At 68.8% G+C, this 21,466-nt stretch carries 18 protein-coding genes; 7 read left to right on the top strand and 11 right to left on the bottom strand.

Annotated elements, in window-relative coordinates:
* Nucleotides 1–26 precede the first annotated feature (26 nt).
* Nucleotides 27–500, bottom strand: coding sequence for a histidinol dehydrogenase (locus ABIC29_RS06065; protein WP_116081303.1), 474 nt, complete (start codon nt 498–500; stop codon nt 27–29).
* Nucleotides 497–985 (bottom strand): hypothetical protein, encoded by a 489-nt coding sequence (locus ABIC29_RS06060; RefSeq protein ID WP_354243590.1) that lies wholly within the window; start codon nt 983–985, stop codon nt 497–499. The genes ABIC29_RS06065 and ABIC29_RS06060 overlap by 4 nt, the downstream gene beginning before the upstream one ends.
* A 153-nt stretch (nt 986–1,138) precedes the next feature.
* Between ABIC29_RS06060 and ABIC29_RS06055 the strand changes: the two genes are divergently transcribed.
* Nucleotides 1,139–1,942, top strand: a complete 804-nt coding sequence (locus tag ABIC29_RS06055) for an enoyl-CoA hydratase/isomerase family protein (RefSeq protein WP_354243587.1) — start codon at nt 1,139–1,141, stop codon at nt 1,940–1,942.
* A gap of 17 nt (nt 1,943–1,959) precedes the next feature.
* Here ABIC29_RS06055 and ABIC29_RS06050 read toward each other — a convergent pair whose 3' ends face one another.
* The 6 genes from ABIC29_RS06050 to ABIC29_RS06025 all read right to left on the bottom strand — a co-directional run bounded on the left by ABIC29_RS06050 (nt 1,960) and on the right by ABIC29_RS06025 (nt 10,494).
* Complete coding sequence (locus ABIC29_RS06050; RefSeq protein WP_354243584.1) at nt 1,960–2,826, bottom strand: M23 family metallopeptidase; 867 nt, start codon at nt 2,824–2,826, stop codon at nt 1,960–1,962.
* 185 nt (nt 2,827–3,011) lie between these two features.
* Nucleotides 3,012–4,916: a translational GTPase TypA gene (typA, locus tag ABIC29_RS06045; RefSeq protein WP_116081300.1), complete on the bottom strand. Its 1,905-nt coding sequence runs from the start codon at nt 4,914–4,916 to the stop codon at nt 3,012–3,014.
* Nucleotides 4,917–5,153: 237 nt separating this feature from the next.
* Nucleotides 5,154–6,890 (bottom strand): dipeptide ABC transporter ATP-binding protein, encoded by a 1,737-nt coding sequence (locus ABIC29_RS06040; protein ID WP_116081299.1) that lies wholly within the window; start codon nt 6,888–6,890, stop codon nt 5,154–5,156.
* Entirely contained in the window at nt 6,887–7,831 is a 945-nt protein-coding gene (locus ABIC29_RS06035; protein ID WP_116081298.1) for an ABC transporter permease, read from the bottom strand. The genes ABIC29_RS06040 and ABIC29_RS06035 overlap by 4 nt, the downstream gene beginning before the upstream one ends.
* Nucleotides 7,824–8,750 (bottom strand): ABC transporter permease, encoded by a 927-nt coding sequence (locus tag ABIC29_RS06030; protein WP_116081297.1) that lies wholly within the window; start codon nt 8,748–8,750, stop codon nt 7,824–7,826. The genes ABIC29_RS06035 and ABIC29_RS06030 overlap by 8 nt, the downstream gene beginning before the upstream one ends.
* Nucleotides 8,751–8,874: 124 nt before the next feature.
* A complete protein-coding gene (locus ABIC29_RS06025) occupies nt 8,875–10,494 on the bottom strand; it encodes a peptide ABC transporter substrate-binding protein (protein ID WP_116081296.1) in 1,620 nt (539 codons plus the stop codon).
* Between the two features lie 414 nt (nt 10,495–10,908).
* Here ABIC29_RS06025 and ABIC29_RS06020 point away from each other — a divergent pair, with 414 nt between their 5' ends.
* The 4 genes from ABIC29_RS06020 to ABIC29_RS06005 are packed head-to-tail and all read left to right on the top strand — an operon-like array spanning nt 10,909 to nt 14,825.
* Nucleotides 10,909–12,072 carry a M24 family metallopeptidase gene (locus ABIC29_RS06020; protein WP_158551782.1) on the top strand — a complete coding sequence of 388 codons (1,164 nt, stop codon included), beginning with the start codon at nt 10,909–10,911 and terminating at the stop codon, nt 12,070–12,072.
* Nucleotides 12,073–12,074: 2 nt separating this feature from the next.
* A complete protein-coding gene (locus ABIC29_RS06015) occupies nt 12,075–13,424 on the top strand; it encodes a M20/M25/M40 family metallo-hydrolase (RefSeq protein ID WP_354243579.1) in 1,350 nt (449 codons plus the stop codon).
* Nucleotides 13,421–13,999 carry an Lrp/AsnC family transcriptional regulator gene (locus ABIC29_RS06010; RefSeq protein WP_116081293.1) on the top strand — a complete coding sequence of 193 codons (579 nt, stop codon included), beginning with the start codon at nt 13,421–13,423 and terminating at the stop codon, nt 13,997–13,999. The genes ABIC29_RS06015 and ABIC29_RS06010 overlap by 4 nt, the downstream gene beginning before the upstream one ends.
* 43 nt (nt 14,000–14,042) lie before the next feature.
* Nucleotides 14,043–14,825, top strand: a complete 783-nt coding sequence (locus ABIC29_RS06005) for a CPBP family intramembrane glutamic endopeptidase (protein ID WP_354243576.1) — start codon at nt 14,043–14,045, stop codon at nt 14,823–14,825.
* Nucleotides 14,826–14,855: 30 nt separating this feature from the next.
* Here the strand turns inward: ABIC29_RS06005 and ABIC29_RS06000 are convergent, their stop codons facing one another.
* Nucleotides 14,856–15,617, bottom strand: coding sequence for an HpcH/HpaI aldolase family protein (locus ABIC29_RS06000; RefSeq protein ID WP_116081291.1), 762 nt, complete (start codon nt 15,615–15,617; stop codon nt 14,856–14,858).
* A 152-nt stretch (nt 15,618–15,769) separates the two neighbouring features.
* On the opposite strand from ABIC29_RS06000, the gene ABIC29_RS05995 reads away from it, so the two are divergent.
* Both ABIC29_RS05995 and ABIC29_RS05990 read left to right on the top strand, forming a co-directional pair.
* Complete coding sequence (locus ABIC29_RS05995; RefSeq protein ID WP_055856776.1) at nt 15,770–16,960, top strand: pyridoxal phosphate-dependent aminotransferase; 1,191 nt, start codon at nt 15,770–15,772, stop codon at nt 16,958–16,960.
* Between the two features lie 41 nt (nt 16,961–17,001).
* Entirely contained in the window at nt 17,002–18,039 is a 1,038-nt protein-coding gene (locus ABIC29_RS05990) for an LLM class flavin-dependent oxidoreductase (RefSeq protein WP_354243571.1), read from the top strand.
* Between the two features lie 87 nt (nt 18,040–18,126).
* On the opposite strand, the gene gcvP is transcribed toward ABIC29_RS05990, so the two are convergent.
* Complete coding sequence (gene gcvP, locus ABIC29_RS05985; protein WP_354243568.1) at nt 18,127–21,018, bottom strand: aminomethyl-transferring glycine dehydrogenase; 2,892 nt, start codon at nt 21,016–21,018, stop codon at nt 18,127–18,129.
* A 23-nt stretch (nt 21,019–21,041) separates the two neighbouring features.
* Nucleotides 21,042–21,413, bottom strand: a complete 372-nt coding sequence (gcvH, locus tag ABIC29_RS05980; protein WP_354243565.1) for a glycine cleavage system protein GcvH — start codon at nt 21,411–21,413, stop codon at nt 21,042–21,044.
* Nucleotides 21,414–21,466: the final 53 nt, after the last annotated feature.

Genomic DNA, 21,466 nt, shown 5'->3' with positions numbered 1-21,466 from the left:
TCCTTTCGGAAGACTGGGACTTCAGTCTATGCCGCGCCGAGGCCAGGCGACGCCGCCCGGCCGTCGTCGGTCGTCGAGAACGACCGACCCCCGTCGGTGCCGCCGGGTCGGTTCGCGGTCCGCGCGGGCAGGCGCGGCCACGCCACGACGAACACCGTGACGAGCGCCGGGCCGATCGACCAGATCGTGCCGGTGAGATCACCCACGACGAGCACCGAACCACCGGGGCCGGGCAGGGTGAGCAGGCCGACCATGAGGATGACGCCGAGCCCGGCCACGGCGGCGACCAGGCGCCCCCCGCCGATCGTGCGGAACGCCACGAGCAGTGCCGCGACGCCGATGAGCGCCAGCACGAGTCCCCACGGCAGGGTCACGTCGCCGACCTGCCATGCCTGACGGTGGCCGACCGTGCCGAGCGTGCCGTAGATCGCACCGACGATGAGGGCGAGCGCGAGCGTCGCGATGCGGTTCACGAGGCCGGCCTCGCCGAGCTCGTTCACTTCGGCGTCACCGTGTACGAAACGGTGTCCTCCTGCACGGCGAGCAGCACGAAGTAGGAGTCGTTCGAGTAGAGCTTCGCGTCGAGCTGGCCACCGGTCAGCGCGTCGCGCTGCTCCTGCGTCATGGTGGTGTCCTCCGCGAAACCGGACTCCTCGAGCGCGGCGGCCGCAGCCGTCGCCGGGTCGGCCTCCGTCGACTTCACGACGACCACCCAGCCGTTCGAATCGCCGGTGCCGATGCCGACGGTGATCTCGCCGCCGACGATCGCGATCTCCGACGGGAAGCCGGCCGGCAGTTCGCCGCCGAGGCTCACGTCTCCGCCCGTGGCGCCCTCGATCGCGTCTTCGACGCCGTTCTGCACGAGGTCCTCGACGGGATTCACGCAGCCCGTGAGCAGGCCCGCGGCGAGCCCCGCCGTCGCGACGGCGAGTGCGGCGCGAACGATCGTGCGCGGCATCCGGGCACTGGTCGACGGTGATGGCATCAGGACTCCTCGGTGGCTTCGGGGTGTCCTCGGATTCTAGCGGCGAGCCGACCGCACGGCCACGGACCGTCACCGGCGCCGCCCGCGACGCCGCGCTCCATCGAGCGCATGCCGTAGCGTGAAGACGCAGCCCAACCGAGAGGATCGATGACGATGACGGCCGAAACCGAACCCGCCCGCCCCGAGGTCGACCTCGTCTTCGACGGCGACGTCGCGATCGTCACGATCGACCGTCCGAAGGCGCTCAACGCGCTCTCGTCGACGGTGCTCGAGGCGCTCGACGACGCCTTCGTGCGCATCGCGGATGCCGCGGCATCCGTTCGGGGCGTGCTCCTCGTCGGCGCCGGCGGTCGCGCGTTCGTCGCCGGTGCCGACATCGCCGGAATGGCGGGCGCGACACCCGAGGAGGGCCGCCGCTCCGCGGAGCTCGGCCACCGGGTCGCCGCTCGCATCGAGGGCTGCGACGCGCCGGTGATCGCGTGCGTCGACGGATTCGCCCTCGGCGGCGGGCTCGAGCTCGCACTCGCGTGCGACGTCATCTACGCGACGGATGCCTCGAGCTTCGGCCAGCCCGAGGTGCGCCTGGGGCTCATTCCGGGCTTCGGGGGCACCGTGCGCCTGCCCCGAGTGGTCGGCCCGGCGCGGGCCAGGGAGCTCATCTACAGCGGACGCCGCATCGGCATCGAGGAGGCGGTCGAGGCCGGCCTCGTGGTGCGTCGATTCGCCGACCGAGACGCGCTGCTCGCGGGCGCCCGCGAGACGGTCGCGCAGATCGCGCAGAGCTCGCCGGTCGCGGTCGCGAATGCGAAGCGCGTGCTCGTCGGCGCCGCCGGACGCCCGACCGAGGAGGCCGTGGCGATCGAGATCGGCGGATTCACCGAGGCGGTCGGCACCGACGACATGCGCGAGGGCGTCGCGGCGTTCCTCGAGAAGCGCTCCCCCGGGTTCAGCCGCTGACGGTCAGCCGCTGAGGATCAGCCGGTGACGCGCATCGCCAGCCAGGCGAAGCCGTCGAACCGAGCGCCGTCGGCGCCGAACATCTCGAGGTGCAGGTGCGGTCCGGTCGACTGACCGGTCGTGCCGACGAGGCCGAGCTGCTGTCCGGCAGTGACCTTCTCGCCGACCCCGACCCGCATCGAGCCGCTCTGCATGTGGGCGTACGACGAGGTCACGAGGGTGCCGCCGATGTTGTGCTGCACCTCGATGTTCACGCCGAGGCCGCCGCCGTTCTCGGTGGCGAGCACGACCACGCCGTCGGCGATGGACACGACCGGCGAGCCGTTGCCGGGATTGAAGTCGACGCCGTCGTGCACCGTCGAGCACCCGGCGCACGGTGCCGAGCGCGGGCCGAAGCCGTCGCTGCGCCGTTCGGGCGTGAGCACCGGCCACACGATGCGGTCGGTCTCGATGAGCGAGACGGATCCCACACTCGCCACCTGCGACAGGATGGGCGGCGGAGCAGCCTCGACCGAGTAGGCGCTCACACTCGCGGTGGCACCGGCGACGGCGGCCGGCATGACGGCGTCGCTCGCGACCTCGATGGTCTGCGGTTCGAGCACGACCGTGTCTCCGGCGCCCTGGGCCGGTGCGTACACCGACACCGTCGTGTCGCTCGCGCTCACGGCGAGGGCGGGAACGCTCGAGCTGATGACCATCGCCCCGACGAATCCGAGACCGAGGAGCACGAGGCCGGCGCGCCGCGGAAGCAACGAGCGAACCGACGGCACCGCGGCGAACGCCGCACGGAAGGACAGGTCGGCGGGAAGGGCACGGGCGTGGAGTCCGCGAACGGCCGCGCGTGATCGCGGTGCGGCTCGGCGGCCGAAGTGGGGGAAGGGCATAGGTGGAGCAGGTGTTTCTGGTCGGGGGCGTCCAGGTGAATCATTCCAACGTATGAAATGTTTCTGTACAAACCCTCAACTTCACCTCCGCAACACGTGTGCGCCGGGGTCTCAGCGGCGTTTCAGGACGCGAAAAGGGGCGGACGCCGCAGGCTCGGGCCCGCGGCATCCGCCCCTGGAGGCGACTAGCCCTGCTTCTTCAGGCGCGACGTGGTGCGGGCACGAGCCGTGGCGTCGAGCTCGACCTTGCGGATGCGCACCGCGGCGGGCGTGACCTCGACGCACTCGTCCTCACGCGCGAACTCGAGGCACTCCTCGAGCGAGAGCTGGCGCGACGGCGTCATCGACTCGAACGTGTCGGAGGTCGACTGACGCATGTTCGTCAGCTTCTTCTCCTTCGTGATGTTCACGTCCATGTCGTCGTTGCGCGAGTTCTCGCCGATGACCATGCCCTCGTAGACCTCTTCGGTGGGGTTCACGAAGAACGTCATGCGCTCCTGCAGGGCGATGATCGCGAACGGCGTCACGACGCCCGAGCGGTCGGCGACGATCGAGCCGTTGTTTCGGGTCACGATCTGGCCGGCCCACGCGTCGTAGCCGTGCGAGATCGCGTTCGCGATGCCCGTGCCGCGCGTGGTGGTCATGAACTCGGTGCGGAAGCCGATCAGGCCGCGGCTCGGGACGATGAACTCCATGCGGACCCAGCCGGTGCCGTGGTTCGACATGTTGTCCATGCGGCCCTTGCGCGCCGCGAGGAGCTGGGTGATCGCGCCGAGGTACTCCTCGGGGGCATCGATCGTGAGGTGCTCGAACGGCTCGTGCGTCTTGCCGTCGACCTGCTTCGTAACCACCTGGGGCTTGCCGACGGTGAGCTCGTAGCCCTCGCGACGCATCTGCTCGACGAGGATCGCGAGCGCGAGCTCGCCTCGACCCTGCACCTCCCACGCGTCGGGGCGTCCGATGTCGACGACCTTGAGCGAGACGTTGCCGACGAGTTCGCGGTCGAGGCGGTCCTTCACCATGCGGGCGGTGAGCTTGTGGCCCTTGACCTTGCCGACGAGCGGCGAGGTGTTGGTGCCGATCGTCATCGAGATGGCGGGCTCGTCGACGGCGATGATCGGGAGCGGGCGGACGTCTTCGGGGTCGGCCAGCGTGTCGCCGATCATGATGTCCTCGAAGCCCGCGACCACGGCGATGTCACCGGGGCCGGCGCTCTCGGCCGGGTAGCGGTCGAGGGCCTTCGTGAGGAACAGCTCGGTCACGCGGACGCTCTGCACGGAGCCGTCGTGCTTGACCCACGCGACGGTCTGGCCCTTCTTGATGGTGCCCTGGAAGACACGGAGCAGCGCCAGACGGCCGAGGAACGGCGAGGCGTCGAGGTTCGTGACGTGCGCCTGCAGCGGGTGCTCGTCGTCGTACGTCGGTGCCGGGATGTGCTCGAGGATCGCCTCGAACAGCGGCTCGAGGTCGTCGTTGTCGGGCAGTTCGCCGTTCTCGGGCTTCGTGTGGCTCGCAGCGCCGTTGCGGCCGGAGGCGTAGACCACGGGCACGTCGAGGATCGCGTCGAGATCGAGGTCGGGCACGTCGTCGGCGAGGTCGGAGGCGAGGCCGAGCAGGAGGTCCTGGCTCTCGGCGACGACCTCGTCGATGCGCGCGTCGGGGCGGTCGGTCTTGTTGACGAGCAGGATCACCGGCATGCGGGCCTCGAGCGCCTTGCGGAGCACGAAGCGCGTCTGCGGCAGCGGGCCCTCGCTCGCATCGACGAGGAGCACGACGCCGTCGACCATGGACAGGCCGCGCTCGACCTCGCCGCCGAAGTCGGCGTGACCCGGGGTGTCGATGACGTTGATCGTGATGGGGGTGCCGCCGGAGTGCAGGCCGTTGTACGAGATCGCCGTGTTCTTGGCGAGGATCGTGATGCCCTTCTCGCGCTCGAGCTCGTTCGAGTCCATCGCACGCTCTTCGACGTGCGCGTGCTCGGCGAACGAGTGCGTCTGGTTGAGCATCGCGTCGACGAGCGTGGTCTTGCCGTGGTCGACGTGTGCGACGATCGCGACATTGCGCAGGTCGTTGCGGGTGGCGTTCGCCATGTTCGGTCCTCTGGGCTGGTGGGCTTCGTGGTGCGGCGCCCCGTGGCCGCGACGGCGGCACGACGGAAAACGCGGAAGCGCTTTGGTGAAGGTCTGGGGATGCGCGACCGAGATCGACGGCACGCGCCCGACAAGCCTACCGTGCCGAGGCCGTCTTCACCTGAGAACACGGAACGCCCGGCATCCGAGGGTCGGATGCCGGGCGTTCGCGTTCGCTCCGAGCGCGTCGCGGCCGAATCAGCTCGCGAGTTCGATGCCCGCGCCGGGGATGGCTGCGAGCAGATCGCGCGTGTACTGCTGCGCCGGGTTCTCGAAGACCTCGTCGGTCGTCGCCGCCTCGACGATGCGTCCCTTCTGCATCACGCACACGTTGTCCGCGACGAGGCGGACGACCGCGAGGTCGTGGGTGATGAAGAGGTACGTGAGCGAGAGCTCCGCCTGCAGCTCGGTGAGCAGGTTGAGGATCTGCCCCTGCACCAGCACATCGAGCGCTGAGACAGCCTCGTCGAGGACGAGGACATCGGGCTTGAGCGCCAGAGCGCGCGCGATCGCGATGCGCTGACGCTGGCCTCCGGACAGCTCGCTCGGATAACGATGACGGGTGGCCGAAGGCAGCGACACCTGGTCGAGCAGTTCGAGCACGCGTGCGTTGCGCTCCTTGGCGGTGCCGATGCCGTGCACCTTGAGCGGCTCCGCGATGGTGTTGCCGACGCTGTACTGCGGATCGAGGGAGCCGTACGGGTCCTGGAAGACCGGCTGGACACGGCGCCGGAAGGCGAGCACGTCGCGCCCGCGCAACGAACCGACATCTCGCCCGTCGAAGCTGACCGATCCGGAGGTCGGCGACTCGAGCTGGAGGATCAGCTTGGCCATCGTCGACTTGCCGGATCCGGACTCGCCCACGATCGCGGTCGTGGTGCCCTTCTTGACGTCGAAACTCACATCGTTCACGGCGAGCAGATCGATCGAGCTGAAGCTGGACTGGCGGACCTTGTACAGCTTCGAGACGTTCTTCACCGAGATGAAGTCCTCGCGCGTGTCCTCCCGTTCGCGGCTCTCGGCCCGCTCGATCAGCGTCAGGTCGTCGGAGCCCCCGCTGAAGATCTCGTCGGGCTCGTGACCGGTGACCCTGGTGGCCTCGATGCGCTTGGACGCGAGGCTCGGGGCCGCGGCGATGAGTCGCTGCGTGTAGGGGTGCTGCGGGTTCTGGAGGATCTCGACCGACGGCCCGGACTCGACGATCTTGCCCTTGTACATCACCACGAGCTGGTCGGCGCGTTCCGCGGCGAGGCCGAGGTCGTGGGTGATGTAGAGCACGGAGGTGCCGTACTCCGCCGTGAGCGTGCCCAGGTGATCGAGGATCTGACGCTGGACGGTCACGTCGAGGGCGGAGGTCGGCTCATCGGCGATGAGGAGCTTGGGCCGCGCCGAGAGTCCGATACCGATCAGCACACGCTGCCGCATGCCGCCCGAGAACTGGTGGGGGTACTGCTTGAGCCGCTGGTCGGCGTCGGCGAGCCCCGCCTCCTGCAGGACCTCGATCGTGCGTTCACGAGCGGCCTTGCCCTGCGCGAGGTTGTTGGCCTTGATCGCCTCCTCGACCTGGTAGCCGATCTTCAGCACGGGATTCAGGTTGGACATCGGGTCCTGGGGGACGTACCCGATGAGGCGCCCGCGGATGGACTGGATGGCCGACGGCGAGAGCTTCGTGAGGTCGACTCCATCGAAGAGGATCTCGCCGCCCGTCACCTTTCCGGTGCCGGGCAGAAGGTCGATGATCGACTGCGCGGTCGTCGACTTGCCGGAACCGGACTCGCCGACGATCGCGAGGGTCTCGCCCTGGTGCAGGGTGATGTCGATGCCGCGGACCGCGGGGACGACGCCGCGCTGGGTGCGGAAACCGACCTCGAGGTTGCGGATCTGGAGCAGCGGCGTGCCGTTGGACGGAGTGTTGGCTGCGGTCGGATTGCTCATCGGCGCGCCCTCTCCTTCGGGTCGAGTGCGTCGCTCACGACGTCACCGAGCATCAGGAACGACAGCACGGTGATCGACAGGGCGGCGGCGGGATAGAACATGACCATGGGGTTGCTGAGGATCGACGTGCGCGCCTGCCCGATGTCGTTACCCCACGACATCACGTCCGGCGGAAGGCCGATTCCGAGGAACGACAGCGTCGACTCCGCGACGATGAACGTGCCGAGCGACACCGTGGCGACCACGATCACCGGTGAGATCGCGTTGGGGACGACGTGGTTCACGAGGATGCGGAAGCGCGAGACGCCGAGCGCGATCGACGCGGTCACGTAGTCCGACTTGCTCGCGGACAGCACCGAACCGCGCATGATTCGCGCGATCTGCGGCCAGGCGAACAAGGCGAGCACCATGGCGACGGTGGCCGGGCTGCGGTCGGGGAGCACCGTCATGAGCACGATGGCACCGAGCACGGTGGGGATCGCGAAGAAGATGTCGCCGACGCGCGACACGACGGCGTCGAGCCATCCTCCGTAGTACCCGGCGAGGGCGCCGATGACCATGCCGAAGAGGGTGACCATGATCGTCGCGAGCAGGCCGACCGTCACCGAGGCCTGGGTGCCGAAGATGGTGCGGGAGTACACATCGCAACCCTGCCGCGTGAAGCCGAAGGGGTGCCCGGGCTCGGGCGGGCCGTTGCTGTTCTTGAGGAAGCAGTCGGAGTTCGGCGGATACCACGTGAACCAGCTCGGGAAGAGGGCGATCACGACGATGACGAAGATGAGGACCGCGGAGATCCAGAAGGCCGGACGGCGACGCATGGACTCCCATGCATCGGACCAGGTGCTGCGTGCCTTCTCGGTCTCATCGAGTCGATCGATGGGCTGGATCGGCGTGTCTTCGAGCTCGGCGACGAAGTGCGGATGTGGTTCGCGATTAGACATAACGGATCCTCGGGTCGAGCACGGCGTAGAGAAGGTCGACGAGCAGGTTGGCGAGCATGATGATGATCACCATCACCGCGACGAACGAGACGACCGTCGGGCCCTCGCCGAGGGTGATCGCCCGATAGACGGTTCCACCCACGCCGTTGATGTTGAAGATGCCCTCGGTGACGATCGCGCCGACCATCAGCGATCCGAGGTCCACGCCGAGGAAGGTGACGACGGGGATGAGCGAGTTGCGGAGGACGTGGACGCTGACGACCCGTCGACGCGGGAGACCCTTCGCGGTGGCCGTGCGCACGTAGTCGGCGGACAGGTTGTCGGAGACGCTGCTTCGCGTCAGCCGGACGATGTAGGCGAAGGACACGGACGCCAGCACGATGGCCGGCAGCACGAGTTCGTTCCATGGAGCCTGCGCACTCACGGTCGGGCTGGCCCAGCCCAGGTTGATGCCCACGACGATCTGGAGCACGAAGCCGACGACGAACGTCGGAACGGAGATCAGGAGCAGGCTCACGACCAGAGCGGTCGAATCGAAGAACTTGCCCTTGCGGAGACCGGCGACGAGACCGACGAAGATTCCGGCGACCGCCTCGAAGAAGAGGGCGAGGAGTGCGAGCCGAAGCGTGATGGGGAACGCCTGTGCGAGCACCTCGGAGACGGGACGCCCCGAGTAGGTCGTTCCGAGGTCGCCCTGGAAGAGTCCCGCGATGTAGAGGAGGTACTGAACGATGAACGGCTCGTCGAGGTTGTACTGCTGACGAACCTGCTCGATCACCGCGGGCGCCGGCGGACGGTCGCCGTACAGCGCCAAGATGGGATCTCCGGGCAGGGCGAACACCATGAAATAGATCAGGAATGTCGCACCGAAGAAGACGGGGATCAGTTGAAGGAGGCGTTTGCCCGTGTATCGGAGCATCAGCAGCTTCCTGCTGCGGAGGTGAGAGAGTTCATCGCGTTCGCTTCTGGTTCATTCATCATGATGTCCGGGGTGGTCTCCCACCCCGGACATCATGTATGTATCGGAATTCGACTACTAGAGACTAACCCTTGGTGACTGCGTAGTAGAGCGGGACGGAATCCCAGCCGAACTCGACGTTGTCGACGGTGTCACCGGAGACGCCGGTCACGTTGGAGTACCACAGCGGAATGGTGGGCAGGTCCTTGAGCAGGACCTCCTGAGCTTCCTGGTACTTCGCGGTGGCGTCCTCGACGGTCGCCGACTTCGAGCCCTCCTTGAGGAGCGAGTCGAACTCTTCGCTGCTGTAGCCCTCGTAGTTCGATCCGGCGCCGGTCTGGTAGAGCGGTGCGAGGAAGTTGTACAGCGAGGGGTAGTCGGCCTGCCATCCGGCGCGGGTTGCACCGGTGAGCTTCGCGTTCACGCGGTCGTCGAGCGCCGACTTGAAGTCGGGGTACGACTTTCCTTCGGCGTTGATGCCGAGCGTGTTCTTGATGCTGTTGGTGACTGCGTCGACCCAGGCCTGGTGGCCGCCGTCGGCGTTGTACGCGAGCGTGAAGACGGTGTCACCGTAGGGCGCGATGGCGTCTGCCTCTGCCCACAGCTTCTTCGCCTCGTCGGGGTTGAACTCGAGCACCTCGGCGCCCTCGAGCGAGTCCGAGTAGCCGTCGATGACCGGCGACGTGAAGTCGGTCGCCGGCGTGCGGGTTCCCTGGAAGATGACATCGGTGATCTCACCGCGGTCGATCGACATGGAGATGGCCGCACGACGCAGCTTGCCCTCTTCGCCGGTCCAGTGCTCGAGGTAGTAGGGGATGTTGAACGCCTGGAAGATCGCCGCGGGCTGGTTCACGGCACGGTCGCCGAACTCCGCCTCGTAGTTCTCGAACTGGGTGTCCGGAACGGCGTCGAGGACGTCGAGGTTGCCCGCCTGGACATCCGCGTACGCGGCGTCCTGCGAGGTGTAGAACCGGATGTCCAGACCGCCGTTGACGGGCTTGCGAACGCCGTCGTAGTCGGGGTTGGTGATCAGGTTGATCTCGACGTCGTGGTTCCATGCGCCCTCTTCGGCGAGCATGTACGGCCCGTTGCCGATGGGGTTCTCACCGAACGCCTCGATGTCCTCGTACGCGACCGACGGCAGCGGCATGTAGGCCGTGTAGCCGAGACGCAGAGGCCAGTCGGCCTCGGGCGAGGAGAGCTCGACGGTGAAGGTCGTGTCGTCGACGGCCTTCAGACCGGTCAGCTCGGTGTCCTCGTCGTAGCTGAACCCGACGATGTTGTCGAAGAAGTACGACGAGCCCTGGGCGTTGCTGAACTTCGCGCCGTAGTTCCAGGCGTCGATGAACGACTTGGACGTGACGGCTTCGCCGTTCGTGAAGGTCCAGCCGTCCTTGAGCTTGACCGTCCAGGTCGTCGCGTCGTCGGACTCGATCGAGTCCGCGACCTCGTTGACGATGGAGCCGTCGGCCTGGTAGCTAACGAGTCCGGCGTAGATCGACGTGAGGATCTTGCCGCCGCCGACCTCGGTGGTGCCGGTCGTCACCAGGGGCGCCTGCGGCTCGTTGCCGTTCGTCGAGACGATGGCGGTGGAGCTGGCCGAGTCGGTGCTTTCGGTGCCGCTGTCGCTGCTGCAGCCCGCGAGCCCCAGTGCAGCGACCGAGAACAACGCGATGGCGCCGATCCCGATACGTGATCTCTTCAATGTTCCTCCAGGATTCAGGTGAACAGATTCTGCGCACGGTAGGGCCCAGATCCGTTGCTGTTAGGGAAGAGACTAAACAGCGGGCCACCCCCGCCCAAATCGAAATCCAAAGTGTTATAGACCGGCAATGTTTGACGACGGGATTTTCCTTACGGCTCGCATTCTTTGCGTGTTCGCGGCATCCGTGCAAGTAATCGGTGTCGAATGACGAATCGTTCGAATCTCGTGCACTCGGTCGCCCCGCTGCCCTGATCGCCGGCCCGCGAGATTCACGATGTCAGGCTGGAGTTGGTATTTGGCTTACATGCATTGGCGTTTCGCGCGTTCTCGCCTATGCTTGTATCACCCCGAGCGGAGTTCGATAGAGCTGTCGTGCACCCGCCCTCCCATCCGGCAGAGAGAAGAGTCCCGACGATGCCCACGACCGCCCCGATCCTGATGTACTCGAACACCATGGCCGCCGACATGCGGCACGTGATCACCAACGAGGTGCACGACCCCTTCCTCTACGCAGAGGTCGACGGTCGCCAGTACACCGCCATCAAGTCGCTCGAAGTCGCCCGCATGCAGGCGATCGACGGGATGACGGTCTTCCCCCTCGAGACGCTCGGATACGACGACTTCCGGGCACAGGGTCAGGACCCCGACACCGCCGAGCTGAACGCCCTGGTCGAGGCGTGCCGCCGGATCGGCATCGACGAGGCGATCGTGCCGCCGTCGTTCCCGCTTGAGGTCGCCGACCACCTGCGGTCGAACGGCATCGTGCTCCGCGTCGACCGTGACGAGTTCGTGGCCAGGCGCCGGGTGAAGAACCCGGCCGAGCTCGCCGGCATCCGGCGGGCGCAGATCGCCGCTGAGGCCGGCGTGGCCAGCGTGGCGGCCGCGCTCGAGCGCGCCACCGTCGACACGGACGGCGGCCTGCTGCTCGATGGGGAACCGCTGACCTGCGAGAACCTCAAGCTCGGCATCCGGGCGGCGTTCCTCAAGAACGGCTGCGATGACGCCGGACTCATCGTCGCGCACGGCGAGCAGACCTGCATCGGTCACCACGCCGGGTCCGGCCAGATCTTCGAGGGCGAGCCGATCACGGTCGACATCTGCCCGCGCGACGTCGAGTCCGGCGGGAACTCGGACATGACCCGCACGTTCGTCAAGGGCGAGGTGAACGAGGAACTGGCGATGTACTTCCGCATCGTGAAGGAGTCGTTCGACCGCACGCTCGCCGCGATCCGGCCGGGACTGCCGGTCGCCGAGCTCCACCGCATCTCCTGCGAGCCGATGATCGAGGCCGGACAGCCGACCCAGCTGACGAAGGCCCCCGGCGAGGTGTTGATCGAGGGGTACTTCCACAGCCTCGGACACGGCATCGGCCTCGAGGTGCACGAGGCTCCCGGACTCGGACAGAACGACGCGGTGCTCGTCGCCGGCGATGTCATCGCGATCGAACCGGGCTGCTACCGGCAGGGATTCGGAGGCGTGCGCCTCGAAGACATCGTGCTCGTCACCGAGACCGGTCACGAGCTCATCACCGACTACCCGTACGACCTCACCCCCGTCGCCATCTCGCGCGGAGCATGACGATGGCGCTCGACCCCCGCATCGTCGACGGCGCGGCCGAAAGCATCCAGGACTGGCAGGCGTTCTGCAGATTCCCCACGGTCTCCGGCGATCTCGCTGCGATCGCCGACGCCGCCGACTGGCTCGAGGGCCGGCTGACGCCGCTCATGGATCGCATCGAGCGGTTCGAGATCCCCGGGCACGGTCCCGTCGTGGTCGGGTTCCGTCGTGGGCTCTCCGAGCGCACGCTCCTCCTCTACAACCACTACGACGTGCAACCGGCCGGCGACGAGACCCGCTGGACGTCGCCGCCCTTCGCGGCCGAGATCGTCGATGGCGCGATGTACGCCCGTGGCGCGTGCGACGACAAGGCCGACGTGACGAGCCGCCTGCGTGCGCTCGCGCTGTTCGAGCAGGAGCACCCCGACGGACTGCCGTTCAGCATCATCTTCATGGCCGACCCATGCGAGGAGATCGGCAGCCCGGGCCTCGACGCCGTCCTGGCCGAGCACAGCGCGCTCCTGCGTTCCGATGCCTGCCTCTGGGAGAGCTACCTGCGCGAGGAGGACGGCCGCCCTGCGATCGGGTTCGGTTGCCGCGGGGCACTCGAGGTCAGCCTCAGCCTCACGGTGCTCGACGCGAACCAGCATCCGTCGTACTCCCCGGTCGTGCGTTCCGCTCCGCTCGAGATGATGCGCGTCATCAGCTCCTTCCTCGACGACGACGGCCTGATCGCGATCCCGGGGTTCACCGACGGTGCGCTCGTGCCGGACGAGGCCGCCCGCGCACGCGTGCAGGAGTTGAGCCTGCCGGGTCCGTCGATCGCGATCGAGGGCATCGATCCATTGCAGCCCCATGCGGTCGAACGGCTGAAGGAGCGCTTCATCTTCGCCCCGTCGATGAGTCTCTCGGGCTTCGAGGTCGACCCGTCGATCCGTCAGAGCATCGCCGCAGGCTGCGAGGCACGCGTACGCTTCGGGCTCGTGCCCGGCATGGATCCGGACACCTGCTTCGAGGCGCTGCGCGCGCACCTCGCGACGACGAACCCCGACATCGAGGTCGGCCTCATCCGCAACATGAAGCCGGCGTTCTCCCCCGTCGACACCCCCTTCGCGACGTCGGTCGTGAACGCGGCACGCACGGCGTTCGACGGCGAGCCCGTGATCTACGAGGTCATGACCGGCTCCGGCCCCGGCGCGTTCTTCCTCGAGCACCTGGGTGCGCCGCTCATCTCCCCGACCGGCACGCTGCGCCCCGCCGGCAACATGCACGGCTTCGACGAGCACGGCTATGTCGACGACTACCTGCACCACATCCAGTTCACCCTCGAGCTCCTCCGGGAGCTCGACCGATCCGGGTTCGCGGCATCATGAGCACGACCGATCCCGAGGAGCGACCGGCGGGAATCCTCGCGATCCTCGAGGAGGCGCACGAGCCGGTGGCGCTGGACGCCATCGACCGCCGCATCCTGCACATCCTGCACGAGGATTCGCACATCTCGCAGCGCGCGCTCGCCGCGAAGGTCGGCCTCAGCGCTCCGAGCGTCGCCGAGCGCGTCGCACGGCTCGAGCGCACCCACGTGATCAAGCGGCACAGCATCGAGGTCGACTGGGGCGCGCTCGGCTTCCCGATGCTCGTCGTGATCCCGATGAAGTTCGCGGCCAACGCCGATCCGCTGCGCATCGTGACCGAACTGCGGCGGATCCCGTCGCTCACCGAGATCCTCATCCTGACCGGGGCGCACGACATGATGGCCCGATTCAGGGTGCGCGACCACGCCGACCTCCAACGGCTGCTCCTCGAGCGCATCTGGGCCATCGACGGACTCGAGAGCGTCGAGACGATGATCAGCCTCGGCAGGGTCGACGATGCCGCGCCGCTGCGCCACATCCTCCCCGAGGACGACCAGACGCCGGGACGCGGCGAAGGGCGGCGCAGTCGGTCCTGAGCCGCCGCAGGCGAGGAGGGCGCGTCGACCGTACGATGACGATATGACGGCGCCCTCCCCCTCCTCGTCGATGACCCGGCCGCGCATCGCGATCGAGGTCGTGATCGTGCTCGGACTCTCGCTCGGTGCATCCGCCGTCTATTCGATCGTCTCGCTCGTCGCCGACCTGACGAAGGGCGAATCGCTCGCCGACCAGTCGACGTCGATCAACCCACCGCAGGCGAGCCGCGAATGGCTCGACTTCACGTACCAGTTCCTCGCGGTCTTCTTCGCGTTGTTCGCCGTCGCGCTCGTGCTCTACCTGCTCTCCGACGGCGGCGCGAATCCGTTCCGACGCATCGGCTTCGATCTCACCCGCCCCGCCCGCGACGCCCTCGCGGGCGTCGCGCTGGCCGCGGCCATCGGCATTCCGGGCATCGCGCTGTACCTCGTCGGACGGGCCGTCGGCATCACGGTCGAGGTGCAGGCGTCGTCGGGCTTCCCCTACTGGTGGAGTATCCCGATCCTCGTGCTGGCCGCCCTGCGCGCCGCACTCACCGAGGAGATCATCGTCGTCGGATACCTGTTCACGAGACTGCGCCAAGCCGGATGGTCGACGTGGACGATCATCATCGGCGCCGCCCTGCTGCGCGGCTCCTACCACCTCTACCAGGGCTTCGGCCCGTTCATCGGCAACGTCGCGATGGGCATCGTCTTCGGCTGGTGCTACGCCCGGTGGGGCCGCGTGATGCCGCTCGTCGTCGCGCACACGCTCCTCGACGTCGTCTCGTTCGTGGGCTACCCGCTCGCGCTGGCAGCATGGCCGGGGCTCTTCGGCGCACGCTGACCGCGCCGGCCCGTGGCGGCGCGGCCCCGCCTACGCGGACTCGGCTGCCCTTCGGGCCTGCTGAACGAGCTCGCCGCCGTGCTGCGTCAGGATCGCCGTATCGACCGCGACGGCGACGGAGCGGAATCCGCGAGCCACGAGCGCGGCGGCGATCGGGATGCTGCCGGCGAACGACCCCGGCACGATGCCGGCCGCGGTGCACGCGGCGACGACGCGATCGAGCGGCGAGTCGGCAGAGGTGTCGGCCAGCAACGCCTCGACCGTGGTTCCGAGCGCGATCGCCAGGTCGAAGGGCCCGACGAACACCATGTCGACGCCGGGAACCGCGGCGATGGCCTCGACGTCGGCGATCGCCTGCGGCGTCTCGACCATGACCGCGCACTGCACGCGCGCGTTCGACGCCTCGGCGGTCGGGACGGTGCCGCCCCAGTACGCGGACATGGGCCCCCACGAGCGGGTGCCCGCCGGCGCGTAGCGGCAGGCGTCGGCCGCGGCTCTCGCCTGCTCGGCGTTCTGCACCATGGGCACGATGACCCCGCGTGCGCCGGCGTCCAGGGCCCGGCCGATCCAGGACGCGGAGTTGTGCGGAACGCGCACGTGCGTGGTCTCGGCCATGCCGCCCGCGGTGAGCAGCGCGAGCGACTCCACGACCGAGCGGTCGTCATAGAGGCCGTGCTGCGCGTCGAGCACGAGCCAGTCGGCTCCGATGCGAGCCATGACGGATGCCGCGGCCGAGGTGCCGAGCATGGACCAGGCGCCGATGCTGGGCGCGGCGATCGTGGAAGAGGTCATGCACCAATTGTTTCACGTCTTCGAATACCTGATGGCCAATTCACCTTTCAAATATCATGCATCTTCGATCATTCGGCTTACATTCCCAGCCACATCGGCTATCCTGACGGAGTACTGCACACCACGCAGCCCGAGCTCGTCCGAAGGAATCCATGCCGAACCTCACCCCAAGCGTCGCCCAGCTCCCGTCATCGGGCATCCGCGAGATCCTCGACCTGGTGTTCACGGCGCCCGACAACATCGTGCGCCTCGAGATCGGCGAGCCCGACTTCGCCACCCCCGCGCACATCGTCGAGGCGGCGTTCGAGGCCACACGACGAGGCTCCTCGTATCTGCCGAGCGGCGGCATGCCCGCACTGCGTTCGGCGCTGCGCGATCGTGTCGCGCGCGACTACGGGTCCACGGCATCGGTCGAGCAGGTGCTCGTCACGCAGGGCGCCGTACAGGCCATCGACGCGATCATGTCCGCGGTCGTCGGCCCCGGCGATGACGTGCTCGTGCCAGACCCCGCCTGGCCCAACTACGAGATGCAGGCCACCCTGATCGGCGCACGGGCCGTGCACTACGGCCTGCACCCGGCATCCGGATTCCAGCCCGACCTCGCCGAGATCGCCCGGCTGATCACGCCGCGCACCCGCGCCATCGTGCTGAACTCGCCCAACAACCCGACGGGCGCGGTGCTGCCCGCCGACACCGTGCGACAGATCGTCGAACTGGCCGTTCGCCACGACCTGCTCGTCATCAGCGACGAAGTGTACGACGAGATCATCTTCGACGGCAGCCCGGCGAACGCCGCGCAGTACGCGCCCGAGCACGTGGCATCCGTCTACAGCTTCTCGAAGACGTACGCCATGACCGGGTGGCGCGTCGGCTACGCCGTGCTGCCGACATGGCTCGCGGGCGGCGTCTCGCGCGTGCTCGAGACCAGCATCTCGTGCGTCTCGAGCGTGACCCAGGCGGCCGCCCTCGCAGCCGTCACCGGCCCGCAGCGCGCGGTCGGCGAGATGCGCGACGCCTACCGCGCACGTCGCGACGTCGCCGTCGAGGTGCTGCGCGAGGCCGGCATCGACGTGCCTGCGCCCGCAGGCGCCTTCTACCTGATGATCCCGCTCGCCCCCGAGGCGGATGCCCGGCGCTCCGCGCTCGATCTCGTGGGTCGCGGCGTCTCCCTCTCCCCCGGCACCGCGTTCGGGAGCACCGCCGGGCACCACCTGCGCGTGTCGCTCGCGACCTCCGAAGACGGCATCCGGCTCGGTATGCAACGCTTCATCGACTGGTACCGCGAGACCGACGGCGGTCTGGCACTCGGCCGCCGCGCCGAGGCATCCGCGTCGGCGCGTTGATGCACCCCGAACCGAGCCGGAAGAACGAGGAAGCCAGCCCCATGACCCGACCCGCCTTCAGCCTCCGCGTCAACAACGACCTCAGCCCCGGCCAACTCATCGACATGGCGGTCGCCGCCGAGCACGCCGGCATCGACCAGCTCTGGGTGTCGAACGACCTCATGATGCGCTCGGCGCCCGTGCTGCTCGGCGCGATCGCCATGCGCACGAGCACGATCAAGCTCGGCATCGGCATCATGAACCCGTACTCGGTGCACCCGTCGGAGCTCGCGATGACCGCAGCGACCCTGCAGGAGGTGACCGGCGGACGGTTCCTGCTCGGGCTCGGCGCCGGTGCGGGCGACTTCCTCTCGTGGATCGGCATCGACCAGAAGCTGCCGCTCACGAAGACGCGCGAGGCCCTGCGCGCCATCCGGGCCCTGCTCGCGGGTGCGAAGCCATCGCAGACCGAAGGGGCGGGCACCGCGTGGACCGACGACGCCTACCTCCGCCTCGAGCCGACCCCGGTGCCGATCTACATCGGCGCGATGAGCCCGAAGATGCTCGCCTTCGCCGGTGCCGAGGCCGATGGCGTGCTCGCGCTGCTGTTCCCGCCCGAGCACTACACGACGGCCAGCGGGCTCGTGGCCGAAGGCGCCGAGGCAGCGGGCCGCGCCCTCTCCGACCTCGACATGCCGGCCTGCGTGTGGCTCGCGCTCGATGAGGACCAGGGGCAGGCCGACCGCGCCCTCGCCCTGAAGCTCGCATACTACGGCGGCGCGTTCTCGCCCTACCTGCTCTCGCGGGCCGGCCTCGCGCCCGGGGACTTCGCCGAGAGCGAGGCCGCCCTGCGCGCCGGCGACGAGGCGGCGGCCGTCGCGGCGATCACGCCCGCGATGCTCCGCCTCGGCATCAGCGGCAACCCGCAGAGCGTCGTCGACCGCTGCGACGAGGTCATGGCGCTCGGCGCGTCGCACCTGTCGTTCGGCCCGCCGCTCGGTCCCGATCCGGTCGCTGCGATCGAACTGCTCGGGCGCGAGGTGCTGCCGCAGCTGCGCCAACGGCACGCCGCGCGCGCGGGCACGAGTCACCCGACCTGACCGGCGGCACGACGCTCGGCCACCGACGAGACGACGAAGGGCGGATGCCGCGGCATCCGCCCTTCGTCGTTCAGGTCGGGCTCGAAGTCACGCGAACGCCTCCACCGGCGGGCAGGCGCACACGAGGTTGCGGTCGCCGTAGGCCTGGTCGATGCGGCGCACGGGCGCCCAGTACTTGTTGCGCACGAGCGAGTGCACCGGGTACACCGCCTGCTCGCGGGTGTAGGGGTGGTTCCACTCCCCCGCGATGACCGACTCGGCCGTGTGCGGCGCGCCGCGCAGCGGGTTGTCGTCGACCGGCCACTCACCGCGGCCGACGGCGTCGGCCTCGGCCTTGATCGCGACCATGGCCTCGACGAAGCGCTCGAGCTCGGCCAGGTCCTCGGACTCGGTCGGCTCGACCATGAGCGTGCCCGCGACGGGGAACGACATGGTCGGCGCGTGGAAGCCGTAGTCGATGAGCCGCTTGGCGACGTCGTCGACGCTCACGCCCGTCTCGGCCGTCAACGGCCGCAGGTCGAGGATGCACTCGTGCGCGACGAGGCCGTTCTCGCCCGTGTAGAGCACCGGGAAGTGCTCGCGAAGGCGCGAGGCCACGAAGTTCGCCGCGAGCACTGCAGACGCGGTCGACTGCGCGAGGCCCTCGGCGCCCATCATGCGCACGTACGCCCACGAGATCGGCAGGATCGACGGGCTGCCGTACGGCGCAGCCGAGACGGGCCCGCCGCCGTGCACGAAGCCGCCCGCGTGGTCGGCGCGCTGGGCCATGGGGTGGCCGGGCAGGTACGGTGCGAGGTGCGCCTTCGCCGCGACGGGTCCGACGCCTGGGCCGCCGCCGCCGTGCGGGATGCAGAACGTCTTGTGCAGGTTCAGGTGCGAGACGTCGCCGCCGAAGTCGCCGAAGCGCGCGAAGCCGAGCAGCGCGTTCAGGTTCGCGCCGTCGACGTAGACCTGTCCGCCGGCGTCGTGCACGGCCTGGCAGATGTCGCGCACGTCGTGCTCGTAGACGCCGTGCGTCGAGGGGTACGTGATCATGAGCGCCGCGATGGATGCCGCGTGCTCGGCGATCTTCGCGCGAAGGTCGTCGAGGTCGACGTTGCCGAGCTCGTCGCACGCCACGACGACCACGCGCATGCCCGCGAGCACCGCGGAGGCCGCGTTCGTGCCGTGGGCGCTCGACGGGATGAGGCAGAGGTCGCGCTCGGCCTCGCCGTTGGCGCGGTGGTAGCTGCGGATCGCGAGGAGGCCCGCGAGCTCGCCCTGGCTGCCGGCGTTCGGCTGCAGCGACACGGTGTCGTAGCCCGTGACCTCGGCGAGCCAGGTCTCGAGCTGCTCGACGAGCCCCAGCGAGCCGACGACGTCGGCCTCGGGCGCGAACGGGTGCAGGTTCGCGAACTCGGGCCAGGTGACGGCCTGCATCTCGGTTGCCGCGTTGAGCTTCATCGTGCAGGAGCCGAGCGGGATCATGCCGCGATCCAGCGCGTAGTCGCGGTCGGCGAGCTGCTTGAGGTAGCGCATCATCTGCGTCTCGGACTGGTGCGTGTTGAACACGGGGTGCTCGAGGTACGCGCTCGTTCGGCGGAGGTCGCCGGGCAGGCTCGAGGGCAGCTCGGACAGCGACACCGGGACATCCGCCCGCTCGCCGAAGCCGAACGCCTCGACGACGAGGGACAGCTCGCGCTCGGTGGTCGTCTCGTCGACCGCGATGTGCACGGTCGCCTCGTCGGCCTCCCACACGTTCAGGCCGAGGTCGTGCGCCCTCGCGACGACGTTCTTCGCGAGGCCGGGCACGTGCACCCGGATCGTGTCGAAGTAGGCGTCGTGGGCGAGCGTGAGGCCGAAGCCCGTGAGCGCGTCGGCGAGCGCCTTCGCCTTCGCCGCGGTGGTCACGGCGATGTGCCGGATGCCCCGGGGACCGTGGTACACCGCGTACATCGACGCCATGACGGCGAGGAGCACCTGCGCGGTGCAGATGTTCGAGGTCGCCTTCTCGCGGCGGATGTGCTGCTCGCGCGCCTGCAGGCTGAGGCGGTACGCGGGGTGGCCCGCGGCGTCCTGCGAGACGCCCACGAGGCGGCCCGGGAGCTGGCGCTCGAGGCCCTTGCGCACGGCCATGAAGCCGGCGTGCGGCCCGCCGAAGCCCATCGGCACGCCGAAGCGCTGCGACGTGCCCACGGCGACGTCGGCACCGAGCTCGCCCGGGCTCGTGAGGAGCGCGAGGGCGAGCAGGTCGGCGGCCACCACGGCGAGCGCGCCCTGCGCCTTCGAGGCGGCGATGACGGCGGCCGGGTTCCAGACGCGACCAGAGGCGCCCGGGTACTGCACGAAGACGCCGAAGTGCTCGCCGAGGGCGGCGACATCCGTTGCCCCATGCAGGTCGGCGACGACGAGTTCGATGCCCACGGCCTCGGCGCGCGACTCGAGGAGCGCCCGCGTCTGGGGCAGCGCGTCGGCGTCGACGACGAAACGGTGCGACGGGGACTTCGAGGCTCGGCGAGCGAGGAGCATGCCCTCGACGACCGCGGTGCCCTCGTCGAGCATCGACGCATTGGCGGTGTCGAGCCCGGTGAGGTCGGTGACCATCGTCTGGAAGTTGATGAGCGCCTCGAGGCGGCCCTGCGAGATCTCGGGCTGGTATGGCGTGTACGCCGTGTACCAGCTCGGGTTCTCGAGGACGTTGCGCTGGATCACGGCCGGCGTGATCGTGCCGAAGTAGCCGAGGCCGATCATCGACGTGCGCACCGCGTTCTGGTCGGCGAGCGCCGCGAGCTCGGCGAGCGCCTCCCGCTCGGTCGCGGCGGCCGGGATCGCCGAGTTCAGCACCTCGCCCATGCGGATGGACGACGGCACCGCGGCGGTCATGAGCGACTCGAGCGAGTCGTAGCCGAGCTCGGCGAGCATGAGGCCGTGGTCGCTCGGGGTGGTGCCGATGTGGCGACGCCCGAAGGCGTCGAGGTCGAACGTGGAGGAGGTGCTCATCGGGTGCGGTCCTTACTCGGGGGTCACTCGCCCGTGAGGGCGCGGTACTCGGCGTGGCTCAGCAGCTTCGGCAGTTCGGGGGCGGTGATCTTCAGCAGCCAGCCCTCGCCGAACGGGTCGGTGTTCACGAGCTCGGGCGAGTCGACGACGGCCTGGTTGGCCTCGACGACCTCGCCGTTCACGGGTGCGAAGAGCTCGCCGACCGACTTCGTCGACTCGATCTCGCCGACGACGGTGCCCTCGGCGACCGCCGTGCCCGCGGCGGGCAGGTCGACGTAGACGATGTCGCCGAGCTTCTCGGCGGCGTAGTCGGTGATGCCGATGGTCACGGTGTCGCCGTCGACCAGCACCCACTCGTGCTCTTCGGTGTACTGCAGTTCGGTCTGGTCGGTCATGGTGTGCTCCTCGAGGTCTGGTGGAGGTCGGTGTGGTGATCGGATGTCTCGGA

Source organism: Agromyces sp. PvR057, assembly GCF_040547485.1.
Taxonomy (GTDB): domain Bacteria; phylum Actinomycetota; class Actinomycetes; order Actinomycetales; family Microbacteriaceae; genus Agromyces.
The sequence above is the reverse complement of the archived record's forward strand: the minus strand, read 5'-3'. Positions and strand labels throughout refer to the sequence as shown.